Source organism: Aliiroseovarius lamellibrachiae, from assembly GCF_018599245.1.
Taxonomy (GTDB): domain Bacteria; phylum Pseudomonadota; class Alphaproteobacteria; order Rhodobacterales; family Rhodobacteraceae; genus Aliiroseovarius; species Aliiroseovarius lamellibrachiae.
In genome coordinates this window covers 276174-299093 of the sequence record NZ_JAHEVJ010000005.1, presented here as the reverse complement: position 1 = coordinate 299093, position 22920 = coordinate 276174, and the positions used below count along the sequence as shown (strand labels likewise).

21 protein-coding genes are annotated in these 22920 nt (G+C 55.2%); 5 read left to right on the top strand and 16 right to left on the bottom strand.

Annotation, left to right across the window (positions count from 1 at the left end; translation table 11 throughout):
- Positions 1-59: 59 nt before the first annotated feature.
- Positions 60-1088: an NAD-dependent epimerase/dehydratase family protein gene (locus tag KKW20_RS11060; RefSeq protein WP_214567927.1), complete on the top strand. Its 1029-nt coding sequence runs from the start codon at positions 60-62 to the stop codon at positions 1086-1088.
- A 40-nt stretch (positions 1089-1128) separates the two neighbouring features.
- Here KKW20_RS11060 and KKW20_RS11055 read toward each other — a convergent pair whose 3' ends face one another.
- The 3 genes from KKW20_RS11055 to KKW20_RS11045 all read right to left on the bottom strand — a co-directional run bounded on the left by KKW20_RS11055 (position 1129) and on the right by KKW20_RS11045 (position 5151).
- Positions 1129-2865 (bottom strand): DUF2793 domain-containing protein, encoded by a 1737-nt coding sequence (locus tag KKW20_RS11055; RefSeq protein WP_214567926.1) that lies wholly within the window; start codon positions 2863-2865, stop codon positions 1129-1131.
- 152 nt (positions 2866-3017) lie between these two features.
- A complete protein-coding gene (locus KKW20_RS11050) occupies positions 3018-3659 on the bottom strand; it encodes a glutathione S-transferase (RefSeq protein ID WP_214567925.1) in 642 nt (213 codons plus the stop codon).
- 121 nt (positions 3660-3780) lie between these two features.
- The gene (locus KKW20_RS11045) at positions 3781-5151 is read right to left on the bottom strand and encodes an aminotransferase-like domain-containing protein (RefSeq protein ID WP_214567924.1); all 1371 of its coding nucleotides are present in this window, start codon (positions 5149-5151) and stop codon (positions 3781-3783) included.
- 158 nt (positions 5152-5309) lie between these two features.
- Between KKW20_RS11045 and KKW20_RS11040 the strand changes: the two genes are divergently transcribed.
- On the top strand, positions 5310-5690 hold the full coding sequence (locus KKW20_RS11040) for a DUF983 domain-containing protein (protein WP_214567923.1): 381 nt from the start codon (positions 5310-5312) through the stop codon (positions 5688-5690).
- Between the two features lie 59 nt (positions 5691-5749).
- Here the strand turns inward: KKW20_RS11040 and KKW20_RS11035 are convergent, their stop codons facing one another.
- The 4 genes from KKW20_RS11035 to KKW20_RS11020 all read right to left on the bottom strand — a co-directional run bounded on the left by KKW20_RS11035 (position 5750) and on the right by KKW20_RS11020 (position 12631).
- On the bottom strand, positions 5750-7087 hold the full coding sequence (locus KKW20_RS11035; RefSeq protein WP_214567922.1) for an HlyD family type I secretion periplasmic adaptor subunit: 1338 nt from the start codon (positions 7085-7087) through the stop codon (positions 5750-5752).
- Positions 7080-9107 (bottom strand): type I secretion system permease/ATPase, encoded by a 2028-nt coding sequence (locus tag KKW20_RS11030; RefSeq protein ID WP_214567921.1) that lies wholly within the window; start codon positions 9105-9107, stop codon positions 7080-7082. The genes KKW20_RS11035 and KKW20_RS11030 overlap by 8 nt, the downstream gene beginning before the upstream one ends.
- A gap of 43 nt (positions 9108-9150) precedes the next feature.
- Positions 9151-11208 carry a hypothetical protein gene (locus KKW20_RS11025; RefSeq protein ID WP_214567920.1) on the bottom strand — a complete coding sequence of 686 codons (2058 nt, stop codon included), beginning with the start codon at positions 11206-11208 and terminating at the stop codon, positions 9151-9153.
- A 148-nt stretch (positions 11209-11356) separates the two neighbouring features.
- Positions 11357-12631, bottom strand: coding sequence for a hypothetical protein (locus tag KKW20_RS11020; RefSeq protein ID WP_246534557.1), 1275 nt, complete (start codon positions 12629-12631; stop codon positions 11357-11359).
- A 126-nt stretch (positions 12632-12757) separates the two neighbouring features.
- Between KKW20_RS11020 and KKW20_RS16565 the strand changes: the two genes are divergently transcribed.
- The 3 genes from KKW20_RS16565 to KKW20_RS11010 all read left to right on the top strand — a co-directional run bounded on the left by KKW20_RS16565 (position 12758) and on the right by KKW20_RS11010 (position 15023).
- Positions 12758-13012 (top strand): hypothetical protein, encoded by a 255-nt coding sequence (locus KKW20_RS16565; protein WP_246534556.1) that lies wholly within the window; start codon positions 12758-12760, stop codon positions 13010-13012.
- An 848-nt stretch (positions 13013-13860) separates the two neighbouring features.
- Positions 13861-14526 carry a response regulator transcription factor gene (locus KKW20_RS11015; RefSeq protein WP_246534555.1) on the top strand — a complete coding sequence of 222 codons (666 nt, stop codon included), beginning with the start codon at positions 13861-13863 and terminating at the stop codon, positions 14524-14526.
- Complete coding sequence (locus tag KKW20_RS11010) at positions 14523-15023, top strand: hypothetical protein (protein ID WP_214567918.1); 501 nt, start codon at positions 14523-14525, stop codon at positions 15021-15023. Before KKW20_RS11015 ends, KKW20_RS11010 begins: the two co-directional genes overlap by 4 nt.
- A gap of 149 nt (positions 15024-15172) precedes the next feature.
- On the opposite strand, the gene KKW20_RS11005 is transcribed toward KKW20_RS11010, so the two are convergent.
- The 9 genes from KKW20_RS11005 to cobA are packed head-to-tail and all read right to left on the bottom strand — an operon-like array spanning position 15173 to position 22865.
- The gene (locus KKW20_RS11005) at positions 15173-15949 is read right to left on the bottom strand and encodes a sirohydrochlorin chelatase (RefSeq protein WP_214567917.1); all 777 of its coding nucleotides are present in this window, start codon (positions 15947-15949) and stop codon (positions 15173-15175) included.
- Positions 15906-17468: a cytochrome D1 domain-containing protein gene (locus tag KKW20_RS11000; protein WP_484771492.1), complete on the bottom strand. Its 1563-nt coding sequence runs from the start codon at positions 17466-17468 to the stop codon at positions 15906-15908. The genes KKW20_RS11005 and KKW20_RS11000 overlap by 44 nt, the downstream gene beginning before the upstream one ends.
- On the bottom strand, positions 17455-18669 hold the full coding sequence (nirJ, locus tag KKW20_RS10995; RefSeq protein WP_214567916.1) for a heme d1 biosynthesis radical SAM protein NirJ: 1215 nt from the start codon (positions 18667-18669) through the stop codon (positions 17455-17457). The genes KKW20_RS11000 and nirJ overlap by 14 nt, the downstream gene beginning before the upstream one ends.
- 4 nt (positions 18670-18673) lie before the next feature.
- The gene (gene ahbB / locus KKW20_RS10990; protein WP_214567915.1) at positions 18674-19159 is read right to left on the bottom strand and encodes a siroheme decarboxylase subunit beta; all 486 of its coding nucleotides are present in this window, start codon (positions 19157-19159) and stop codon (positions 18674-18676) included.
- Positions 19156-19605, bottom strand: a complete 450-nt coding sequence (locus KKW20_RS10985) for an Lrp/AsnC family transcriptional regulator (protein ID WP_214567914.1) — start codon at positions 19603-19605, stop codon at positions 19156-19158. The genes ahbB (KKW20_RS10990) and KKW20_RS10985 overlap by 4 nt, the downstream gene beginning before the upstream one ends.
- On the bottom strand, positions 19602-20618 hold the full coding sequence (ahbB, locus tag KKW20_RS10980) for a siroheme decarboxylase subunit beta (protein WP_214567913.1): 1017 nt from the start codon (positions 20616-20618) through the stop codon (positions 19602-19604). Before ahbB (KKW20_RS10980) ends, KKW20_RS10985 begins: the two co-directional genes overlap by 4 nt.
- A gap of 3 nt (positions 20619-20621) precedes the next feature.
- Positions 20622-21776 (bottom strand): cytochrome D1 domain-containing protein, encoded by a 1155-nt coding sequence (locus tag KKW20_RS10975; RefSeq protein WP_214567912.1) that lies wholly within the window; start codon positions 21774-21776, stop codon positions 20622-20624.
- Complete coding sequence (locus KKW20_RS10970) at positions 21773-22111, bottom strand: c-type cytochrome (RefSeq protein WP_214567911.1); 339 nt, start codon at positions 22109-22111, stop codon at positions 21773-21775. The genes KKW20_RS10975 and KKW20_RS10970 overlap by 4 nt, the downstream gene beginning before the upstream one ends.
- Entirely contained in the window at positions 22104-22865 is a 762-nt protein-coding gene (gene cobA, locus KKW20_RS10965; RefSeq protein WP_214567910.1) for a uroporphyrinogen-III C-methyltransferase, read from the bottom strand. The genes KKW20_RS10970 and cobA overlap by 8 nt, the downstream gene beginning before the upstream one ends.
- Positions 22866-22920 lie beyond the last annotated feature (55 nt).

Genomic DNA, 22920 nt, shown 5'->3' with positions numbered 1-22920 from the left:
CCCTTGTCGTACTGTGGTCTAAGATTGCGCAACTGACCCAGATTTAACGAGAATTTCCCATGACATGTGTTTTCGTAACCGGCACGGCCGGCTTTATCGGCTTTCACCTTGCCAAGCTGTTGCTTGAAGAAGGGGCCGAGGTGCATGGGTTTGATGCCGTCAACGATTATTATGACCCTGCCTTAAAAGAGGCGCGCCTGGCCATTCTGGGTGGTTTTCCGAACTTCACCTTCACCCGCGGTCAGCTGGAAAATGCTGAGGTTCTGACCGCAGCAATGGAGGCCGCTCAACCGAGCATTGTTGTTCATCTCGCGGCTCAGGCGGGTGTCCGTTATAGCATCGAAAATCCGCGCGCGTATCTAGACAGCAACATTGTGGGCACGTTTAACCTGATGGAAGCGGCGCTGAAATTGCGTCCGGACCATTTGTTGATGGCCTCCACATCCTCAGTGTATGGCGCAAATGAACACATGCCCTACCGTGAAACTGACAAAACAGAAACGCAGATGTCGTTCTATGCGGCCACCAACTATGCGGCCACCAAAAAAGCAAACGAAGCGATGGCACATTCCTGGGCGCACATCCATGGTTTGCCGATCACGATGTTTCGGTTTTTTACCGTTTATGGCCCTTGGGGGCGCCCCGATATGGCGCCGCATCTTTTCACCGATGCCATCTTGGCCAATCGCGAAATCAAGGTGTTTAATCATGGTAAAATGAGCCGCGACTTCACTTATGTCGAAGATCTTGTGCGCGGCATTCGGTTGCTGTTTGACGCGCCGCCCGTGCGCCCCGATGGGCCAGATGGGATCGCGGATGGCGACAGCCTCAGCCCGGTTGCGCCCTATCGCGTCGTGAATATAGGGAATTCGAACAGTGTCGCGCTTGAGGATTTTATCACCGCAATTGAAACGGCCACGGGTGTTCCAGCCCAACGCCATTATATGGAAATGCAAAAGGGGGATGTGCCTGCCACTTGGGCAGATGCCGCGCTTTTGAAATCGCTGACGGGTTATCGTCCCGAAAAAACTGTTCAAGACGGTGTTACAGAATTCGTCAACTGGTTCCGGGACTATTATGATCGTTGACCAATGAAAAAGGGGCGGCGTCTGCCACCCCTTTTCATGCTTATATCGCTTCGATTACACGCGCTGCCGCGACCAGAGAGATTGATCCCGATCCAAAGTCACTTTCAGCGACCTTGAGATCCACGGAACCATTCGCGGCAGAACTCATCGCCGCCAGAGGTTCCGCGATGAGTGAAACACCCGCAAACCAAACTTTGTGACCCGCGCCCGTGTCAGGATAACCCGCCGTTCCACCCGGTTGGTTGGAGTAATTTGCCTGCCAAAACGTCCGCACATAGGCGGTGCCTGGTGCAAAGTTGAACGTGGCATTGGTGCCGGATTGATCAACCCCGCCAATGGGGGCTGATGTGCTATACCAGCTGTCGGTTGCCGGGGCATGGTCCCCGTCCAGCGCAACATTTTTGGCGCCACCAATCCCGCTATTTGCAATTGCGGTGCCTGCGGGCCAGATGCCCGATGGATCGTCCGGGTTGCCCAAGCTTGCAGGAAGCGGTTGGTTTAGTGTGACGACATGGGTGGTTTTGTTGACCTGACCCAGATCGAACAGCCCGCCTTCAACCAAGCGCGAATAGCTGGAGTAGGTGCGCCCGGCACTGTCTTTGTAACCGAAAATGATCACGCCTTGTTGGTTCGCGTCGCTAGAGCTTTCATTCCAGCCCGCCGCGTTGGTCAGTGAAATTGTCGTGTCACCGGGGGTAAGCGGTGCCGCGAGGGTGGTCAGACTATCGGTGCCGCCGTGATAGTATCGCATGTGGTGTTGCGAGCTGATCACATTCTGATCCGCATCCAGACAGGTCAGGCCCATATATTGTGCGTGCCGCTCACCTTCGGCAAAGCCAGACCAATCCCCGGCCACGCTTTCCTGACGGAAATACGCGCTGAGGCGGTAGGCGCGATTGGGATCGACCGGGATGATTTCACCCATGTCGATTTGACCGGCGCTGTAGCCCGAAAAACAAACCGACCCACGCAGGTCCGGCGCCATAGCACCATCAAATGCAAGTTGGGCTGGGAAATTATAGGCGTTGCCCAGACCGCAACCGCCATTGGTCACCAAATCGGTGCCGCGTGCGTTGATATACCCCGTCGTGACCAATGCGCCGGACATTTCAGCCGGGGCCAACCCGGCAACGCCAGAGGGAAAGCTGACCTGACCGGTGGCACCATCCGCGACAAACGCTTGATGAAAGCTGCTCCCATCTGCGCTGACTTTGATCTCAAAGTTATCAGATCCGGCAGTCCCCATTTCGGCGCGCCCGGACCAGTTGGTTTGGAACAACAAGCTGGCCGTGTCGCCAGACCCGGCCTTGTTGACCTTGATCTGGTGGCCATTTCCTTCGTGGTTGAGCAGCGTTGCCGGTGCGGATACCGAAAGGCGATTGGTGGCATCGGCGGTCGCATTTACACCAACCTGTGCAAGGTTCTGTGTGTTGGGCGCGATGGTCAGCTCTGCCCAGGTTGAGCCGTCAAAAACGAATTGCTTGGCCACGTCTTCGACCCATGACAGCCAGCCATTTTGTGCTGAATAAAACGCCCAAGCGTTTTCTTCAAAGGCGGCGACGTTGCCGGATTGGCCGGCCCAATCCCCGGTGGCCGCGACAGGCACGATAAAGCGCTGTCCATCTGTTGGGGCCGCGGGGGGCACGGTGTCTGATGCGCTTTGAACGCTCAGCTGAACAAGCGCATCCAAACGACGAATCCCATCATTATGGGTTACGTGTTTTTGCGCCTGAGACGGTTGGATATATGGAAGAGACAGGTTAGCGGAAAAGGTCATGACGCCCTCGAATTGCGAAAATCGAGACCATATCGTCACCGGACTATTAACATCCGTGGAAAGGAGCGTGCGCTGAAATTCTTTGATGCAACGCGCCGCGGGCCTGTATTTTAACGGAAATCGAGGGTTTCGCCGCGTGCCCGGACGTGAAATCAGGCGGGGTTTACAGCCGGGAAAACCACGTCTTTTGAATTTGGCGACCACGGAATGTGTTTTTCCATCACGCGCGTAAACCGCTCACTGGACAGGAATCTGTCCAGCCAATGACCGGTGGCGGGCAGGGCCTCGCGATCAAAACGCGGTTTGTCGATCATCGCAAATTGGCGAACGAAGGGGAGGATTGCGAGATCTGTTAGTCTTGGTCTGGTGCCAAACAACCACGGATTTTGGGCAAGTCGGGGTTCAAGCTGGGCCAGTATATGCATCGCTTCGGCGCGTGCATCTTCGGCATCAAGTTCAGGAAAGCGAATGGCATATTTGGTGTGATCCAAAGCTTTCTTAAACGCGCCATCAAAACGCTCGATCATTAAAAGACCGTCCTCGGGTATTTGCAAAAGCGCCTCTGGATCTGATTGCGTCAGGGCCCAGACCATAATGTCCAAGCTTTCGTCGATCACATGATCTGTGGTCGTAAGGCAAGGCACCGTGGCGCTGGGCGAGACGTTCAAAAACGCTTCGGGTTTGTTACGCAAAACCACTTCGCGTAATGCGACCTGTTGCTGTGCGCTGGCAATGGCCAGCCGCGCGCGGATCGCATAGGGGCAGCGGCGAAAGGAATAAAGGATTGGCAACATTGGTGGCGCGCTTTCTATGAATTCAATGTGTTACTCGTGACATGAATATCGCCGAAGGGGTGGGGAATTGACAAAAATCCATTCCGCCCCACCCATGTTTACTGGCGATGCCCATCAGATGTTACCCCAACCAGTCTTTTCGCAGAATGGCATCTTTCAAGGCGATCAGGTCGCTGCGCAACTGGTCGATTGTGATGGGCCCGCCCAAACAGACCCGCACGGCGTCTTGTGGTTCGCCGTTCGTGGTAAAAGCATCACTTGGCATGATGCCGATTTGGCGGTTGGCCATGCGTGCCAGCACTTCCGCCCGACTGGTGCCAATGGGCAGATTGAGCCAGATATTAAATGCCTCCGAGGCGCCGCCAAAGTGGCAGCCAGTTAAGATGGATTTTGCCAAAGCCTGACGTTCTCGTGCCGCGCGTCGGACAAATTCCTGCAGTGCAAGTGCGGTTCCATCTTCGATCCACCGTCCCATCAATGCGACGCTGATGGGCGATGCCATGACATTTGTACTGCGTAATGCCTGTGAAAACGGTCCCATCCACTCTTGTTTGGGGACGCGCGTATAGGCCAGTCGTAGCCCCGCACCAAAGCACTTGGACACGCCCGCGATATGCCAGCCAAGCTCCGGCGCCCAATGCGAGATCGGCGGCGGAGCGTTGGTGGCGACAAAAAAATACGCGTCATCTTCAATAAGCGACAGCCCGTGCTGATTAAGCATATCCGCGATCTTGATCCGTCGATCACTCGGAATGGTGTTTGTGGTTGGGTTTTGCAATGTAGGATTTAGATACAGCGCCGCCGGTCTGTGCGCCCGGATGGCATCGGCCAGCGCGTTGGGCAAAATCCCTTGTTCGTCGCCGGCAATCCCCACCAGCTTCAAGCCCAAGCGCGCAGCAATGGGGCGAATGCCCGGATAGGTGAGGTCTTCACATAACACGGTGTCGCCGTGCTTGGTGAGGGTCATCAAAATTGCATAAAGGCTCGCATGTGTGCCCGATGTAATTGCGAGGTTTTCAACGGGGGTGACCACCCCGTTTTGACCCAAAAACCGTGCCGCAATTTCGCGATCATGTTGGGTTCCCATGATGGATTGATATCGTAGCAGCGGCACCAGATTTGCGGAAATCATCGACAAAGCATTCTGCATGCGCGCCACTAACCCCGGATCATCGGGCTCTGGTGGCATATTCATCATGGGGTCTTCTTCCATGGCGCGCCTTGGGTCCGGGCGCTCCGGCATATCGGCTTCTGCGCGCACAAAAGTTCCGCGCCCGACAAAGCTTTCGATATAACCACGGCGAATGGCCTCGGCGTATCCACGCGAAACTGTGGAAAAATCCACCCCCAGATCCTGCGCGATACGTCTTTGCGGCGGCAATCGTTCCCCCGGCGTCAGCACGCCATTTTCAATGTCGGCTTTGATGGCTTTTGCGATTTCCAAATATCGTGGCGTATCTGACGCGATGAGCAAGGGACGCCATTGTTTCATTCATTTGATCCTATAGGCCAAGTCGGCCGGTATGCGTGTTTTATGGCGTTGCAGGCAATGCATGCAACACCACATGAATGCAGGGCATATACGTTCAATAATGATTGCAATCAATCCCGATGCAATTTAACAGGTTCAGGAACGATGGAGAGCGAGACATGACGGATACATCTTTGCCCGATCTGGAAGAGCGCAACTGGAAACCCGCTGTGGTCAACGGTTTGCGCTTGAAATGCCCAAACTGTGGAAAAGGCGCTCTGTTGCACAGCTATCTAAAGGTCAATGATACCTGTGCAAATTGTGGGCAAGAGTTTCATCACCAACGTGCGGATGACGGCCCAGCCTATCTGACGATCGTCATTGTGGGGCATATCTTGGGATTTGCCATGCATTTTCTATATTCGAATTTCAAACCCGAACCTTTGACGTTTGCTCTTTCTTTGTCAGCCGTCGCCGTGGTCAGTTCGTTGCTGCTTTTGCCGCGGATGAAGGGCTTGATGGTGGCGTATCAATGGGCCAAACGAATGCATGGCTTTTAAGGCGGCGGACCGCATGAAAATCACCGCCCTCAGGGGAAATTGCCAGAAGGCGGTGGTGTTTATTGCTCTCGGAACGCGCGGGTCATGCTGTCCGTGATTGGCTTGGTGATATACTGAATAAATGTCCGCTCAGCGGTCTGGATCATGATCTCGGTCGGCATGCCGGGTGTGGGGGTGAACCCCGGCACCCGCTTTAGTTCCGAAGCCGCGATTGAGACCCGCGCCAAATAGACTTCCTGCACAATCCCATTGGACTTGTCCGGGATCGTATCCGCCGACACATAGTAAACCATGCCTTCCAAAATAGGCGTGGTCCGTTGGTTCAATGCAGTCAGGCGCACCGTTGCAGGCTGGCCCGTTTTGACGCTGTCGATTTCTGTGCGTGGCACCTGAGCCTCGATGATCAACGGCTGGTCCGAAGGTAGGATTTCAGCGATCGCTTTCCCGCTTTCGATCACGCCACCAACGGTATGATAATGCAATCTGACCACGGTGCCGGCAACGGGTGCGCGCACCTCGGATCGGGTCAAAATTCCCTGCGCCTTGCGGTTTTTCTCGCGCACACTTTCCAGTTCGGATTGAACGGATTGTAATTCATCCAAAGCTGCCCGGCGATAACGCCCGGTCGTTTGATCAATCTGCGCCTGATATTTTTTGCTGATCTGTTCAAACTCGCTAATCTCCGCAGTGAGGCGCCCAATACTGCCCTCAGCTTCGGCAATTGCACGACGAATGGCGGACACTTCTATGCGCCGCACCAGTCCCTTTTCCAACAGGGTTTCTTTGCTCAGCAAATCCTCTTGCAAGATTTCTAACTGTGTTTGGGTGGCGGTAAGTTGGGTGGCGTAACCGCTGGACCGGATCTGTAAGGCGTCGATATTACGTTCAAGAAGGGCGATGTCATTACGCAGGCCCTGCACCGCCACATCAAACGAGATGCGTTGACTGTCAAGGATGGTGGCGACTTCGAAATCAGCGCGCAGACTGTCGAGTTCAATCGGGAAAATAAGCCGGTCCTCACCACCATATTCTGCAAGAATTCGCGCTTCGCTGGCTTCAAGTCGGACTTTGCGTAAAAATAATTCGCGTTGGCTGGCCGTGGCCGAGGTTTTATCGAGGGTCAGAATAACCTGACCGGCCACCACAGTGTCCCCCTCACTGACGTCAATGTCTTTGATGATGCCGCCCTCGAGGTGTTGAACAATTTTATTGCGCCCCGTGGCGACAAAACTGCCTTGTGTAATCACCGCCGCCGCCAAAGGCGCACGAAAGGCCCATAAGCTAAAACCGCCAAAGGAAACTGCCATCAGGGTGATGCCAAAGATGATATGTTTGGACACGGACCGTGGCACATCTTCGTACCATTGAGCCGGTAAGCTTGCTGTTTGATCAGACATTTTTTGCCCCCCCTTGCTGAAGCTGACCATTCGGTGCCGGTTTTGCGACTTGGCCGCTACGGGACCGTGACGCTAATTGTTCCAGCACCTGTTGGCGTTCGCCAAACAGTGCGATATTGCCGTCAGCCAGCAGCATGATCTTGTCGACGATGGTCAAAAGCGAAGGTTTCTGCGTCACCACAACAACGGTGATACCGCTTTGTTTGGCTTGCTGAATCGCACGGGCCAGGGCCTGATCACCATGGGTATCGAGGTTGGAGTTCGGCTCATCCAGAACCAACAACCTCGGATCGCCAAAAAAGGCGCGCGCCAGGGCGATGCGCTGTTTTTGACCGCCAGACAGCGGCGACCCATCGGCCGCCACACGCGTCTCATAGCCATGCGGAAGATTGGCAATCATCCCGTGAACATCCGCCAGCTGGGATGCGCGATGGATTTGTTCATCCGTTGCTTCGGGTTTCATCCGGGCGATGTTTTCCTTGATGGTGCCGGGGAACAATTGAACATCTTGCGGCAGATACCCAATGCTTTCGCCAAATTGGCGCGGATCCCAATTGCGCAGGTCCATCAGGTCCAACCGAACATTGCCAGACGTCGGAAGGACCGACCCAACCAGCATCTTACCAAGGGTGGTTTTGCCCGCCCCCGAATTGCCGATCACGGCAAGGGTTTCGCCGGGTTTCAACTGAAAGCTCAGCCCATTTAGGATCACTTGCTTGGTGCCCTGCGGAACGAACAAAAGGCGTTCCACGTCCAGCCGGCCTTGTGGTTTCGGCAGACGCAGGCGTTCGAATTTAACGGTCGATTGGGTCAATAGCGCACGGATGCGGCCATATGCGGCGCGGGACAAAAGGAACGCGTTCCAGCCTTCGATTGCACCTTCGATTGGGGCCAAAGCCCGGCCCGCGATAATGGATGCAGCGATGACCATTCCACCGGTGATCTCTCCATTGATCGCCAAATATGCGCCCCAACCCAACATGCCGATTTGGGTCAACAGCCGAACGCCACGCGACATTGCGGATGTGATAATGTTCCGGTCTTGCGCCTTGACTTGTGCTTTCAGCGAGACGGCCGTGTCTTGGCCCCAGATCGTCACCGCCTCTGGCACCATGGCGAGGGCGTTGATGATTTGCGAATTGCGCGACATGGAATCCAAATGCAGGTTGGCTTTGGACTGGGCCAGGTTCGCCTCTGCAAAGGGCTTGGCGGTGATCTTCTGGTTTATGATCGCAATCACCAGCAGCAGGAGCGCAGTCGCGACAACGATCATCCCCAGATGAGGGTGCACCAGAAAGATCGCAACTATGAAGATAGGGGCAAACGGAAAGTCGAGGAATGAAATCAAAGTGCCTGAGACAAGGAACGCACGCAGCTGTCCAAGGTCCCCAAGGGTCTGATACTCTCGTCCATTTCCGTGAAGAGAGGCATGCGCCGCCGCACTTAGAATGGGGGCACCCAACTGGGCGGCCAATTCAACAGCGGTGCGCATGAGGATGAACCGACGAACGGCATCCAAAATGGCTTGCAGCAAAACCGCGCCAGCAATGACGACGGTCAACATGACCAAAGTGTCCAGCGAGCGGCTTGTCAAAACCCGGTCCGAAATCTGAAACAGGTAGACCGGGATCGCAAGGATAAGAAGATTGGTGGCGCAGGTCAGCACCATCACAAATGCAAGATTGTGCCGGACGGCATTGACGCCGTTTTGCAGGCCTCGCGCGAAATCATCGGGGCCAAGGCGCTTGTGAAACCGGGGTCGGGTGGGCCCGTCGCCACCACCATTCCCGTCACTTTTCGTTTCGGGGTCTTTGCGAAGAATTGGGCCTGTGTTGCCCTCAATTGGTGGTCCCTCGAGACCGCCAACCTTGCTCTCACTAGGGGACTTCGTCTCATTTATGCGATGAGATGAGGAAAGCAGAAATGAACTGGTACCTTGTTCATCGGTTGCTGTCTGGCCGTCACTGTTGTTGGGACTCGGATCGGCTTCGGCGGTCTTCGAGGGATTCTTGATGTTCATGACAAATGGTGCTCCTGCTAAAAAGCCATTTTGTTTCAGTTGATTATGCGAGCATTACCTGGAGGCTGTCCGGGGCGCTCGTTGTGGATTCTCCTGTCGTTGGCACAATCGTTGGATCAATGCCGTGGTCAAATTCAGATGGGGAAATCATGTCGTCGGCCAGAAAGGCCACTGCTTCTGAGGCGAGATCACCCGAAGTCAGATTGACGCCCAAGGGGTCGGCGTCGGTGTCGATCAGTTCCGCTTGAACCAAGATCGCATCGGAATAAACCTGCCCACCGACATAGACATCACTGTCGATACCGTAGGTGCCAACAGAGGCGGTGTTGATCAAGGTGTTGTCACCGGTGTTCACCGTTACGGAATCATGCGCCCCTAAGAAATCGGCAAGCGCCACATGCACCTGATCCGCATCCCCAAGGATATTGGTTTGCTTCACCAAGTTCATCTGCAGCAGATCACCCTCAATATGAAGCACGCGCAACAAGCCAACGCCGGAAAAGGCATCCAGCCCTTCAAAGCCATCGCCAATCGCGCCGTATCCGTCCTGAATACCGGCAAGAGATGCAGCAAAGTCTTCGGACAACATTGAGAATTGGTCGATGCCAGAGTTATGGATGGCGGCGAAATTCGCCATAACATTGCCGCTGGTGTGGGTCACGCCGGGGATGCCACCGCTTGACGTCACCGCATCATTGTCCAGCAAGATATTGGTCTGCGCGATCGCATTGATATTGATGATCGACCCGCCAATGACAATCAGATCATAGCCAAACCCAATTTCCAAAAACTTGCTCGCATTCACAATGCTGTTGTCACCAAGCTGAAGGAAGGTGTCCTGCCCGGTAAACGTCACCTCGGCTCGGTCTGTGTCGGTGACAAAATTGAATTGCTCTACCCAATTGCTCGCGATCACATCCGCTTGCAGCGTTGCGACAACCCAATGGGTGGGAAGCTCGCCCGCCTGGGGGGCAAATGGGTTGGAAATATGAGTGACTTGCGAGATGTTCAGCGCTTGGGTTGCCGCGTCGTCCGTTGCCCCCAACCCAGTGTCGAGGTCCGAAACCACATTGATCTGGCTGATGGCATTGATGGCGTAGACGTCGCCCATCACGGCCATTGCCGGAGCATCAAGCCAGTTCACGGAGATTATCGTTTCATTCAACAGCTGGTTGCCGCCGGTTAGAACATTGTGGCCATCCGGAACCTCGTAAGGTGAGACTTTGGGTGTATCTTCTGCGGCGATCAACGAGGGGGCGTCGGTTTCCACACCGTTCAGGCCTTCGCCATGAATGGCAATCCCGTCCGTCCCCGCCTCAATCACTTCGTTGTCTGCAACCGAAAGCTTTTCGGGCAAGAGATCCGCCAGAACTGGAACTTCGTCCACCAGCTCGCCGTTGACATAGTTGCCGCTGACACTGGCCCCAAATTGAACCGAGACAGCCGCCGCCGCGGGGGCATTCGGCAATGCGCCGTCCTCTTGCGCGGCTTCAACTATGGCTTTCCAACCTTCAGCGATATCCGTGGCGCTATTGTCTGACGTCGGCAAAGTGCCAATGTCAAAGCTTTGCAGTTTTCCCGCCAAATGCGCCAAGGTGTAGAGATCCGTGAGAAACAGCTCTGGGTCGAGAAAATCAATGGTCCCGTCACCGACAATCAAATCATTGTCGATCAGGGAGTTGGCTTGAAACGTCGCCGTCGCAACAGATCCGGCTGGATCAAGGGTCAGATTATATGCGGGTTGCGTCTGGGTAATGTCGATTGCAACCGTGTATCCCAACGGGGTAACACCATCGGGAAAAGTGGTGGCAAAAAAGGGCCAAACCGGTGCGTCACCGAATGAATTGACGTGAATATAGTAAGGGGCCGCTTGAAACGGCTGCGCCATAGGTTCTTTGAAGTTATCTACAGGTGCGATTTTCTTGAGCGTATAGGGTGCCTTAAACTTCACCTTCATCGACGAGATAACAGAAAAATTGTCATCGCGTGCTTGCTCAGCTTTGAAACGGTCATAGTCATCGCGCAGTCGCGCACGTTCTTCAGAGATTTCAAATAGCCCAATGAAATGGGAAATCATCTCTGTTGTCCAATCAGCAGACATAATAGCCACCCCTCGTGGTTCAATGCCGCTCGATCCTCATAAATTTTTTTGTTGCGGGCAAAAGCCCGAAGAAACAGCAGTTAAAAAGGCAACTTAAAAAAAGGAAATCTGGGGCCGCAAAATCCGCGGCCCCAAATGTTGTCTTGGCTTATGCGCCGTCGGCATCATCACCGATAAAGGTCGAGCTCATCGAGCCGCCCACAACGGTCATGTCCACGGTGTTGCCCAGAACGTTGGCCCCCATAACGATGCTCTGGTTGAACGCGGTCTGGCTCATGATGCCATCAGCCGAGGCTTCAGAATGACCGGTTACATAACCGTCGTCACCGTTGTGTGAACCCCATGATCCAGCGCTTGATGCCCCACCGGCACCCGTGCTTGCCATGCCGCCGTTGCCAGCTGCACCACCATAAGCTTCACCTGTGGCCCAGGCATGTCCGCCATAACCGTCACCGGTTGTGCCGCCGATTGCCATAGCGTGTCCGCCATCGCCACCGTTGCCGCCATCGCCACCGTTGCCACCTTCAGAGTGAGCACCAGCAGAATAGCCACCAGCCGAGCTTAGGGCCGCTGCCATGGCACCAGCGTCGCCGCCGTTACCACCATCAGCATCCCCACCAGCACCAAGGCCAATGCCTTGACCGGCACCAACACCGATTGCACCAGCGTCACCGCCGTCATCGCCGTCGCCACCCATGGCACCTGCGCCACCCAGACCAAGCAGTCCAAGTCCTACGCCGATTGCGCCAGCGTCGCCGCCGTCACCACCGTCACCACCGCCAGCAACTCCGCCGCCGAGGCCAGCACCAAGGCCGCCGCCTGCGCCAATGGATCCAGCGTCGCCGCCTTCGCCACCTTCAGCGCCGCTTCCAGCAGCTGCACCACCAAGGCCAACGCCAGCACTGATTGCAGCAGAGTTGCCGCCATCATCACCGTCGCCGCCATCGTCGCCGTCGCCACCATCTGCGTCTACGTCGTCGATGTCACCACCGTCGCCGCCGCCGGATACAGCCAGTCCGCCAAGGGCAAATCCACCACCAGCGTTACCGCCATTGGCATTTGCGCCTCCGCCACCGGAGCCTCCTTCAGGATCAACATCAATGCCGTCGTCGGATGAGGCAGAGCCACCATTGACGTTACCACTGTTGTCAAACTTGCCGCCAACTTCTGCTTTCTCAAGCGTATCGTTGTCGATCAGGTTGTTGCTCATGGAATTAACGGTACCGGAGTCATTCCCAGCGCCATTCAGCGAGTCATTCAAGATATCATCAACCGACATTTCATTGCCGGGATCATAGCTGAGGTCGCCCTTCGCCATAATGATATCGCCAGCGTTGCTGTGGCTCAGATCAATGTCAGCAAAGTCGTCGTCGGTCGGCACATAGCCGTCCAGCCCAACATTCACGTTCACATTTGTTTTCACGTTGGTGTCAACATCTGTGTGGTTTGTGGCTGAGTTGGTTGCTGAATTGCTGGCAGCATTTGCAGCAGCATTCGACGCCGCGTTATTGGCGGCGTTATTGGCAGCATTGTTGTTGCTGTTGGCATTGTGGTTGCCATTGCCATTCAGGTTGCCATTGGCATTGCCGTTCAGGTTGCCATTGCCGTTCCCATTCAGGTTGCCGTTGCCATTACCATTCGCGTTGAAGCTTTCGTTATGGCTGCTTTGGCTTTGGTCTTGGCCCTGACCTTGTCCTTGGCCCTGACCTTGTCCTTGACCCTGGCCTTGAAGGTTAAGTTGCCCTTGACCCTGTCCTTGGCCCTGTCCTTGGCCCTGATCTTGATCTTGGCTCTGATGACCTAGCGGCCAGTAAAAAAATGGACGATGTCCCATTGTAATATACTCCTGTTGGTCACCGCCGGATTGCCGCTCATTTCAAAAGCAATCATCAGTCGGTGTGTTCAGTTGGAATAAACACGCAAGCCCGTCCGGAAATTGGCATTGGGCCCGCAGCTGTACTCAAACACTCGTTACAAATATCCCGGTGTAAAAAGCACTGCAGGATCGCCAACTGGTAATCTGATCATGGTGAATCGTTGGGCTATATGGCCCGTTTGGCAGCAGTGCATCGGGATGATGCGTCGCAGCAGTTGCGACCGGTCAAATGTGGCAAAACCGGGGCGGCGGACCTAGCTGGACAATGTGACTAGCCAAATTGTTCACGGCTTGGAATGAAGCATTAACAAATGGTTAACCGAGGTTGAGGAGAGAAATTTTCACCGACTCGCGAGCTGGTGACAAAGGCGAATCGCCCCGAATCGGATCAAAAAAGACGGAAGGTCTAGGTGATTGTTGCCCAAAGATTCGGCAGTTGTTTTGTTAAGTGATTGTAAAACAACAATATACACCGGATAGTTGAGTGATTGATCCAGATCAAGTGGATAGGTTTTGATATCCGTAGCCCCGCCAAAATCTAACCTTTTTGACAAGTTGTGTAGATAAACACATCGTCTAATATGATTACATTATTTGATTTTCTTTATGAATTGGCGGCTGATTTCGGGCTGTCGTGTATTTTTCACCAGTGGAGGGTTGAGCAGATCATTTAGGGAGGACGTTTGATGCTACGAGGGGACAGGAGCGCGAAGGCGCATGTTAATGGACCTGAAAGTGGGGCAAACACACCCAGCGTTGTTTTTGTTGGGAGTGCCTTGAGTTTTTCAGAACAAATCGTTCGGATCGCCAATGTGGAATTCGATGGCGTCGCATTTGAGCGATGCGACAGTGTCGATGACCTGCGGTCCATAAATACTATTCAGGTTGAAAATATCCTTGCGGTTATTGTGGATGAGGCGCTCGCAGACGAGCTACCAGATCTAATGACCGCTTGCGAACAGACCGAGGACCAATGCCAAATTGTGTTGGGCTATCGTGATATTGGTGCCGCGAATGCCGTGTTGAAAACACTGGATGCAAAAGGTGACCGCTGTGCGATCAGTTACTTGCCGATGAACCAGCAATTCGACATTTGGTTGTCGATCATGCGGTTGCTTTTATGTGGTGGCAAATACATTCCAGAGGAATTGCTGATTGGAATGGGACAGGCGTCTGGTAAGGGCGCGCATATGTCGGGGCCCAGTGAAGCGGATCTGTCTGAATTGACTGACCGCGAACGAGAGGTCCTGGCGTTGGTGTCTGAAGGAAAGCCAAACAAAACCATCGCGACCGAACTGGATTTGTCAGAACACACAATTAAGCTTCATATTCATCATGTGATCACCAAACTTGGGGTGCGTAACAGAACCGAAGCGGCCATCTTTTTCCTCGGAGGGGGGAGCGGTGACGCTGTGGGTGGCGATCCGGCACCCTGCGTATGACTGCGCAGGGGCACCCCATCGCCTTGGACGATTTGCTCTTGCGGGTCGGTAAATTGAATTATGCCTGGACCAACACGGAAAGCTTGTTGATCCACCTTTTGGCTGGGCTGTGCGGGACCGATAAAGAAACCGCAACGGTGATCTTTCTCACGCTGAATACCAGCCGGGCGCGTTTGGATCTGGTTGAACGTCTGGCGAAAATGGATCGGCGCGGCCGGGATGAACATGTCCGCATTCTAGAAGTCACCGCGAAGATCAAAAAGCTTGGTGGGCTGCGCAACCGGTTCAATCATTGCATCTATGCGTTCGATCCAGATGGTGGCAATCCGCGCACGATCTTAATGCGGATCGCAGACCGTAAACACGACATTCGGATGGGGCAGACAAACGAAATTGACGAGACGGTCTTGTCAGATATCGAAAGCGCGATTGGCACGCTCTCGCAGATCAATCGTGACATCTGGGAAATGGTGCAGGATTTCCATTACCCCACTTAAGCACTCGGTTGTGGTGGGGGGGCGCCCCGATGGCTGTATGCCGTTTAAAGCGGGTCCACCGGACCGTGATAAGACACGACAATTGTTGCGGGTGTTTCGAAACAAACCCATATGGAAAGTTTATCCCGAAACGCTTTGGGCAACCAAAATCAGCTCGTTTGGCGCCTGTTCAATGCCCGCGACAGAGCATTTGAAATGATTTTAGCCGCGCCGTCCAACTGGCTGACAGGGGGCAAAACCGGGCCAGAAAACCCACCCTGTTTCAGAGCTGCCGGGATATCGAGGCGGACATGTTCGCCTGGCATGGCGAAAAATGGCAGACAGATTGTTTGCACCGCCATCGTTGCGGCCACGTCACCCAAACTTGGATCTTGTTCGATAAACCCAACGTCAATCGGCACGCCGGGCAGTTCTTTGCGCAGCCTTTCAGCAAAAAGCAGTGCGGAGGCTGCGGGGGCTGTTCCGTGGGCGGATCCATGGGCTGCCACCAGCAAATTTGGCTGGGCGTTTACCCCAAATGTGGCTGAAAGCGTTTCGGTGATGTTGCGAGCGACAATGCCGGGCAACGCCACATCCAGCCCAAAGGGGGGCATCACCGCCACCACAGTATCCAACGATGCGCCGCTGATCCGCTTGATCAACGCGGTGCGAACAAACCAACCATCGGCCATGAACAACGGGTAAATCACCCCTCCATCGACCAGCCGGTCTAATTGTTTTTCCAATCGGCCCGGGGCGGCCAGCGTCGCAGATTCAATCACATGATCTGGAATATCCGCCTGTATCCCCGCAGTGTAACGCGCCAAAATGGCCTCTGCCGGCTCCGGGTCCGAGGGCTGACCATGTGATACGATCAGTGCCTCAATCGGGGATTGGCCTGTATTAATGGCTTGTGCCTTCAGAGAAGGTGATTTTGTTCCAGACATTATATTTCCCTGAAGGTTTGCGCATGGGCAGCCGTTTGACTATCTCAAGCGTCTTCGCATCATATACCAATACTTCGCCGTCATCTTCCCAGACAGATACCAGCGCATAGCGGCCATCTTTTGTGAACTCAACATGCGCCACAGTCGCCCCCGGCACCGGCCGCAAGGTTTTGACGATCTCAAGGGTTTGTTTGTCGATGATGTGCATCGCATCTTTGTTCGGACCAAAAAACACATCCGCCCAGACGTAAGGCGAGTTCTCATGGCTGCGCATAAAGAAACCGGGCCCTTCGGTGGTGATCTTTTTCACCGTTTCCCAGCTGTTCATATCAATCACCGACACTGTGCCATCTTGCAAATGCGGCGTCGCCATGACGGTGCTGTCACCCCGTTTCCATGTGATGCCAGACCCCAAATGCGGCATGCCGGGCAAATCAAGATCGGCCACTTTCTGACCGATCACCAGATCAATGACCAAACCACCGGTGCCCGCGCGCGAGGCGCCCATCACATATTCATACGTTTGGTCAAAGAAGAAATCGTCCAGAAAATCGGGCGTGGTGATTTTGCGGATTGGAAAAGGCGTGTCCTGCGCAATAGGCCCTTCGATTCTCCAATCATGCGCCAAACCGCCCGCAAAAATCCCGAGATCCGGGTGTTTGCTGTAAGAGACTTCCCAAATCTCAGGCACGTCTTTCAACGCCAAAACAAAGCTTTCGCGGGGGGGGGCTTGATACACCGCAGACACGCGGCTGGGTTTGCCGTTTTTGCCGACGACCTCGTGGACTTCAGCCACGGATAAATCCTTGGTCGATAGAATGGTCAACGAATTCGGAAGATAATTTGCCACCGCCAACCAATTGCCATCACCACTCATCGCGATGTTGCGACTGTTCAAACCGGCCCGGACGCGGCCCACCTGTTTCAACGACCAGATGTCATATTTCTGCACCCAGCCATCGCGCGACATGATGAAGACATAGCGCCCATCGGGGCTGAACTTCGGCCCGCCATGCACCGCAAACGGTGTGGCAAATCGGTCAAGCACTTCGAATGTATCGCCGTCCAGCACAGACACATGGTGGTCGCCGGTTTCCACAACAAGCGTGATGTTCATTGGGTCAGACGACCAGATCGGCGCATCGGCCGCGACATAATCCTCATCCAACACGCGGCTGGCCATGATCTCTTCTTCACCCCAAGGCGGAACGGTTTCCAGCGGCGTTTTCAGATAGGCGGCAAGCTCAGAAATCGCCTGATCCGTCAACTCTTCGCGATAGCTGGGCATCTGCGTGGCAACACGGCCATCGCGGATCACCTCTTCGATCTTTGGGCCGCGCATCCGTTTTAACGTTTCAGGGATCAGCGCTGGGCCATTGGCCCCTAATCGGTTTTCCAAATGGCAATCGGCGCAATGTTCCAGATAATCCGCGCGCGGATCAGCAAAACCGGTGGATAAGCTTAGCGCCATCGCACCAAACCCCACCAAAAGACTGCGGGTGCGCTTAGAAAAACTCATGTTTCGGGTCATTGCTTTTGCCTCGGAAAGGGGTGGTTTCAAGACGATCGGCATCCGCCAATCCAATCTCGGCGTTTGTAAGGTAACAGGCGGGATCTTCGGCCCAGGGATCGCCGGTGACTTGCAGCGCGCGAATGCGCGTGTTGCCACCACAGATATCCTTGATCTTGCACGCCCCACAGCGCCCTTTCAGGGGGCGGGGCCGGGTGCGCAGGGTCGCGAGCATTTTATCATCGCCCGTCCACAGGTCAGAAAACTTATCGGTTTTCACATTGCCGACGGTGTAATCGGACCAATAGGTGTCGGGGTGAACCTTGCCAAGATAGTCGATATTGGCCACGCCCAGACCCGAGGAGTTTCCGCCCCACGCCGCCAGATGTGTGCGCAGATGGGCCACCTTATCCGCGTCAAACCGCTCTTCTGCCCATTGCAGAAAATAACCGGCATCCGCGTCATTGTTCCCGGTCACAATGTCCAGTGGCTTGTCTTCAGATGCGGCCGTCCACGCGCGATCCAACAACAGATCCAACCCCTTACGGGTGCGTAAATGTTCAGCATCTTCGCCGCGGTGCTTGTCGCCCCGACCGGCATACACAAGGTGGCTGAGGTAAAACTTATCCACGCCTTCATCGTCACAAAGCTTAAGAAGGTCGGGCAAATGGTGCTGTGTGCCTTCGGTCAGGCAGAACCGCAACCCAACCTTCACATCGCGCTTTTTCAGCTCGCGCACACCGCGAAGCGCATCTTCAAACGCGCCATCCACACCGCGAAACCAATCGTTGGTTTTGCCGATCCCGTCGATGGAAATGCCCACATAGTTGAACCCAATGTCGGCCACTTTATCCGCCGTGTCGCCATGAATTTTGGTGCCATTGGTGGACAGCGCCAACACGCGCGTTAGCTTGCGCGCACGTTCCGCCAGCGGAAACATGTATTTGCAATCCAAGGGCTCACCGCCGGACAAGATCAGCGCGGGCACCTTGAATTCCCCAAGATCCTCAAGCGTATTCATCGCCTGTTCTTCGGTCAGCTCGCCAGGAAAATCCACATCCGCCGACACGGTATAGCAATGGCGGCACCGCAGGTTACAGCGCCGTGTCAGGTTCCAGATCACCACCGGTTTCACCGGGCCTTCGCCGCGGCGCACGCGCACAGGGGTCGGGTTCACAAGTTGGTTCATATATTCGGTCAGGCGGAACATCGCATCACCCCCGTTTGCGGAGCCGCAGCCCCGTCTTTTTCAAAATCCGTGTGGAATAGAGGATGTCTTTCGCGCGCAGCGCATCGCCCAGAATGGCGGTGATTTCGGCGCGTTTTTCTTCAACCTCATCCGATGAGCTGCCATGGATCATGGCAAATAAATTATAGGGCCAGGCGGGCAGGGCACGGGGCCGTTCATAGCAGTGCGTCACATAGGGAAGTGCGCCGATTTTGGTGCCAAGGTCTGTCAGTTGATCATCTTCAACATCCCAAACGCTCATCCCATTTGCGGTCATGCCCAGTTTGTAATGGTTTGGGGCGGCGGCGATGCGGCGGATCACGCCGCTGTCTTTCATCGCCTCAAATCGGGTCATCACGGTGTGTTCATCCAACCCCAACTCAGCCGCCAAAGCGGCATAGGGCGCGGGCACCAATGGTAGGCCAGCTTGCGTCGCTTCGATGATTGCGCGGTCTGTGTCGTCGATGCTCATGCGGCCACCCGGAACCCGATATAGAACTCTTGCAGTTTGGGAAACTGATGCACTTTCATGCCGGTTTCCGCTTCGATCGCTTCAGCTGTCTGTGCAATTCCTTCGGGCGTTTCACAGGCCAAAACGAACCACATGTTCAATTGATGCTCACGTTCATAATTATGCGCGACTTCGTCGTGTGCATTGACTTTTGTCACGGTGGCCTCAAATTTTTCGGCAGGCACCTCCATCGCGCAGAGGCAAAAGGCGCCCCCCATGGCGGCGGCGTCAAAAAAGGGCCCAAATCGGGTCAGAACACCATTTTCGCGCAGGGTTTTGATGCGCTCCAACAATACCTCTTCGCTGATCCCCAGCTCGTCCGCGAGCGGCGCAAAGGGGCGCGAAATACGCGGCAGGTCGTCTTGCAGGCGGTTGATGATCTGGCGATCAATTGCGTCCAAAGTCATAAGGACACCTCCGATGTTTTGGCTTTTGGCGTTGGGCTGGCGCCAGAAATCATCGCCCCGCGTTGTTTGAAGCAACGGGTGGAAAACAAGATTTTCTTGGACACCCCCGCGAGTTCCGGAAGGGCCGCGGCGGCGTCGATATTCTCATGCGCCGCCTCGCGACTTTGCGAATGGAACATGGTGTAAAGCCGGTAAGGCCAGACATCCGCGACAGGGCGGCGTTCATAACACAGCGTCACCCCTTTTTGGGCGGCCAGTTTTGGTCCGATGCTGGCGATCTGATCTTCAGCCACATCCCAAACGACCATTGCGTTTGAGGTCCAGCCAAGTTTGCGGTGGCGGACAATCACGCCAAGGCGAGTGATCAGACCCGCATCACCTAGCCGTTTGACCCGGTTTAAAATGTCACCTTCATCCCGCCCCAAACCGGCAGCGATTTGGGCGTATGGGGTGGCGGTGATTGGCATGCCGTCGCTGAGAACCGACAGGATTTCCTTGTCACCTTGCATCAAAACCGAATGGTCCACCCTGCGGGGCGGTGGCATGGCGTGGCCTTCCCCTGTCAGGCGAAATCCAAGGTCGATGTTAAAGGGGCGCATCAGGCGTAAATCCAACACGCGCAGGCCTGTATTCTCGCTGATCCGGGCGAGTGCGGCGTCCACATAGGCGCGATCTGGGCCGGTCATCACAAACCAAAGGTTCCAGTGATCTTCACGCAGGTAACTGTGGTTCACGCCGGGCTCCGCGCCGATGATAGCAGCCACCTCTTCGATGCGCCCTTTAGGGGCGGCAACGGCCGCGAGCGTCGAGGCCGACACGGTATTTGGCGCACAGGTCGCGCCCAAACGGCTGATCTGACCGTCGTCTTTCAACCGGGTCAGCCGGGCCAGAACCTCGTCTTCTGGGATGCCAAGCGCGTGTGCGATTGGGTGAAACGGATGGGATGTGATCGGAAAATCACGTTGCCAACCGTCCAACAAGGCGCGGTCAATAGGGTCCGAAATCTGTTCCACGGATCAAAGCCCCGTGCGATGCGCACGCGCGGTGAAAAAGATGCCCGACGGGCTGTCCGCATCAATTTCCCGTAAGAATTCAAACGTCTGGGTGTCATAAATTTTGACTTTGTTCTCATCGCGCACCGAGATCCAAATTTCATGCCCGCGGGGTGTGAATTCCATATGAAGCACGGCCGGGCCAGGTTTGAATTCGTGGATGATCTCTTTCGTGACCGTGTCGATCACTTGGATGGTATCGTTCAGCGGATGGGCGAAATTCACCCAAACCTGCCGCCCATCCGGGCGGGCCATGGCAAAAACGGGCTGACCATAAGTTTTGGTGCGACCTGTTTCCTCAAGTGTGTTCGCGTCGATCCAAAGCACCTCGTGATGGCCCACAGAAGGCAGTACAAAATCGCTTCCGGTATCTGCCCAACCCTCAAGGTGGGGCATTTTGTAAACCGGCATCTCCTCTTGCCCACGACCATAGTGAGGCAACACACGGATCGGCTCCGGTGTCTCGTCCCACAGATCAAGCGCCGTCAGCCCATCTTCGCCAAACAACCCAGTGATATAGGTGCGACCATTTGCGGTGATCAGCGCATCATAGGGGTTCTTGCCCATGTTTGGGATCTTGGTGATTTTGGGCTCAGCGGCGGACATATCGGCGATCCACGTCTCGCCGGTGTCCCACATTGTGAACACGAATTTACGCCCCGGTGCGTCGACCAAGCCGATGGTTTTGGACCCGGTGGGCAGGTCCAAGACCAGCTCTAATGTGTCGGCATTAAAGATTTTCACACCGCCGGGTTCATAGTTTGAAACGGCGACCAGCTCGCCATCATCCGAGATTGCGCCGCCGATGGAATTGCCCGCCTGCACCACGCGATTTGCGATTTTGCGTCCCACGATGTCGACCTTGGTCAATCCGCCGTCGCGGCCAAACACATAGGCGTAACGCTCGTCTGAAGAGTAGACGATGGAGGCATGGGACAGATCACCCAATCCTTCGATCCGGGCCAGGGCGGCGCGGTCAGATTGATCCACCAACAGCACCGAGCCGTGGGCGCGTTCAATGACCAAACCAAGGTCGCCCGTGGCGATGGTTTTGGTGTCAGCAAGGGCGGTGGTGGTGAGCAAAAGGGAAAGGGCAACTGCGGCGCGGAACGGTTTCATGGCGCATCTCCTGTCAGTAAATAGTCGGCAATCCAGCGCGCCTCTTCTTGGGTGATCAAGGGGCGCCATGGGGGCATTGCGGTGTCGGGGATCCCATCAAGGATCATCAACTCCAGTGTCTCAGCGTCGAAATGATTGAGCGTTTCAGGGCGAATATCAGGCCCTAATCCGCCCTTTAGGGTCAATCCGTGGCAAGACCCGCAGTCTTGATGCACAAGGCGCTTCAGCGCGTCGGGATCCAGTGGCGGAGCATCTGCAAAAACGGCAGATACATGCGCCAACGACACAGCCGCGACAACGGACAATTGGGTGAGGACTGCCCGTGTCTTAGCCATGTGCTTTGACCTGATTGGTGGTTTGCGCATCCGCACCATAAAGCGAGACGACCTTGCCGATGATAAAGAGCGTCGGCGGTTTCAGCCCAGCGTCGCGCGCATCTTTGGCGATGTGATCAAGCGTCGAAACCATACGGCGCTCATGTTCTGTGGTGGCGCGGGAAATGGCAAAAACGGGGGTAGCGGGATCCAGCCCCTCGGTCATCAGGCCCACGGCAATCTGGCCGATATTGGCAACCCCCATATAGACCACCAAAGTGGTCATTGGGTCAGCGAGCCGTTTCCAATCCAGGTCCAAGGTTTCATCGCGCGCACGGTGCCCGGTGACATATTGCACGCCGGTTGCAAGGTCGCGGTGGGTCAATGGAATGCCCGAGATCGCGGCGGAGCCTTGGGCGGCAGTGATGCCCGGCACATATTCGGTGGCCACACCTGCATCGTGCAAATCTGCGGCCTCCTCTGAGCCACGGCCAAAGATCAACGGATCGCCGCCTTTGATACGTGCAACATTGTGACCCGCTTTGGCCTCTCGCACCAAAATGGCGTTGATCTCGTCTTGCGGCACGGGGTGATTATGTGCCGACTTTCCAACGAAAATCATCTTTGCCTCTTTGGGGGCCATGGCGATGATTTCGTCTGACACCAACCGGTCATAAACCACCACATCCGCTTCTTGCAGCAGACGCACCGCCCTAAGGGTCATCAACTCCGGATCACCTGGGCCTGCACCGATGAGAAATACTTTGCCGGTCATATGTGGTCTCGCTCGTCCTGTGGATGGCTGGAAGCCGGGCCCTATCAGGGGGATG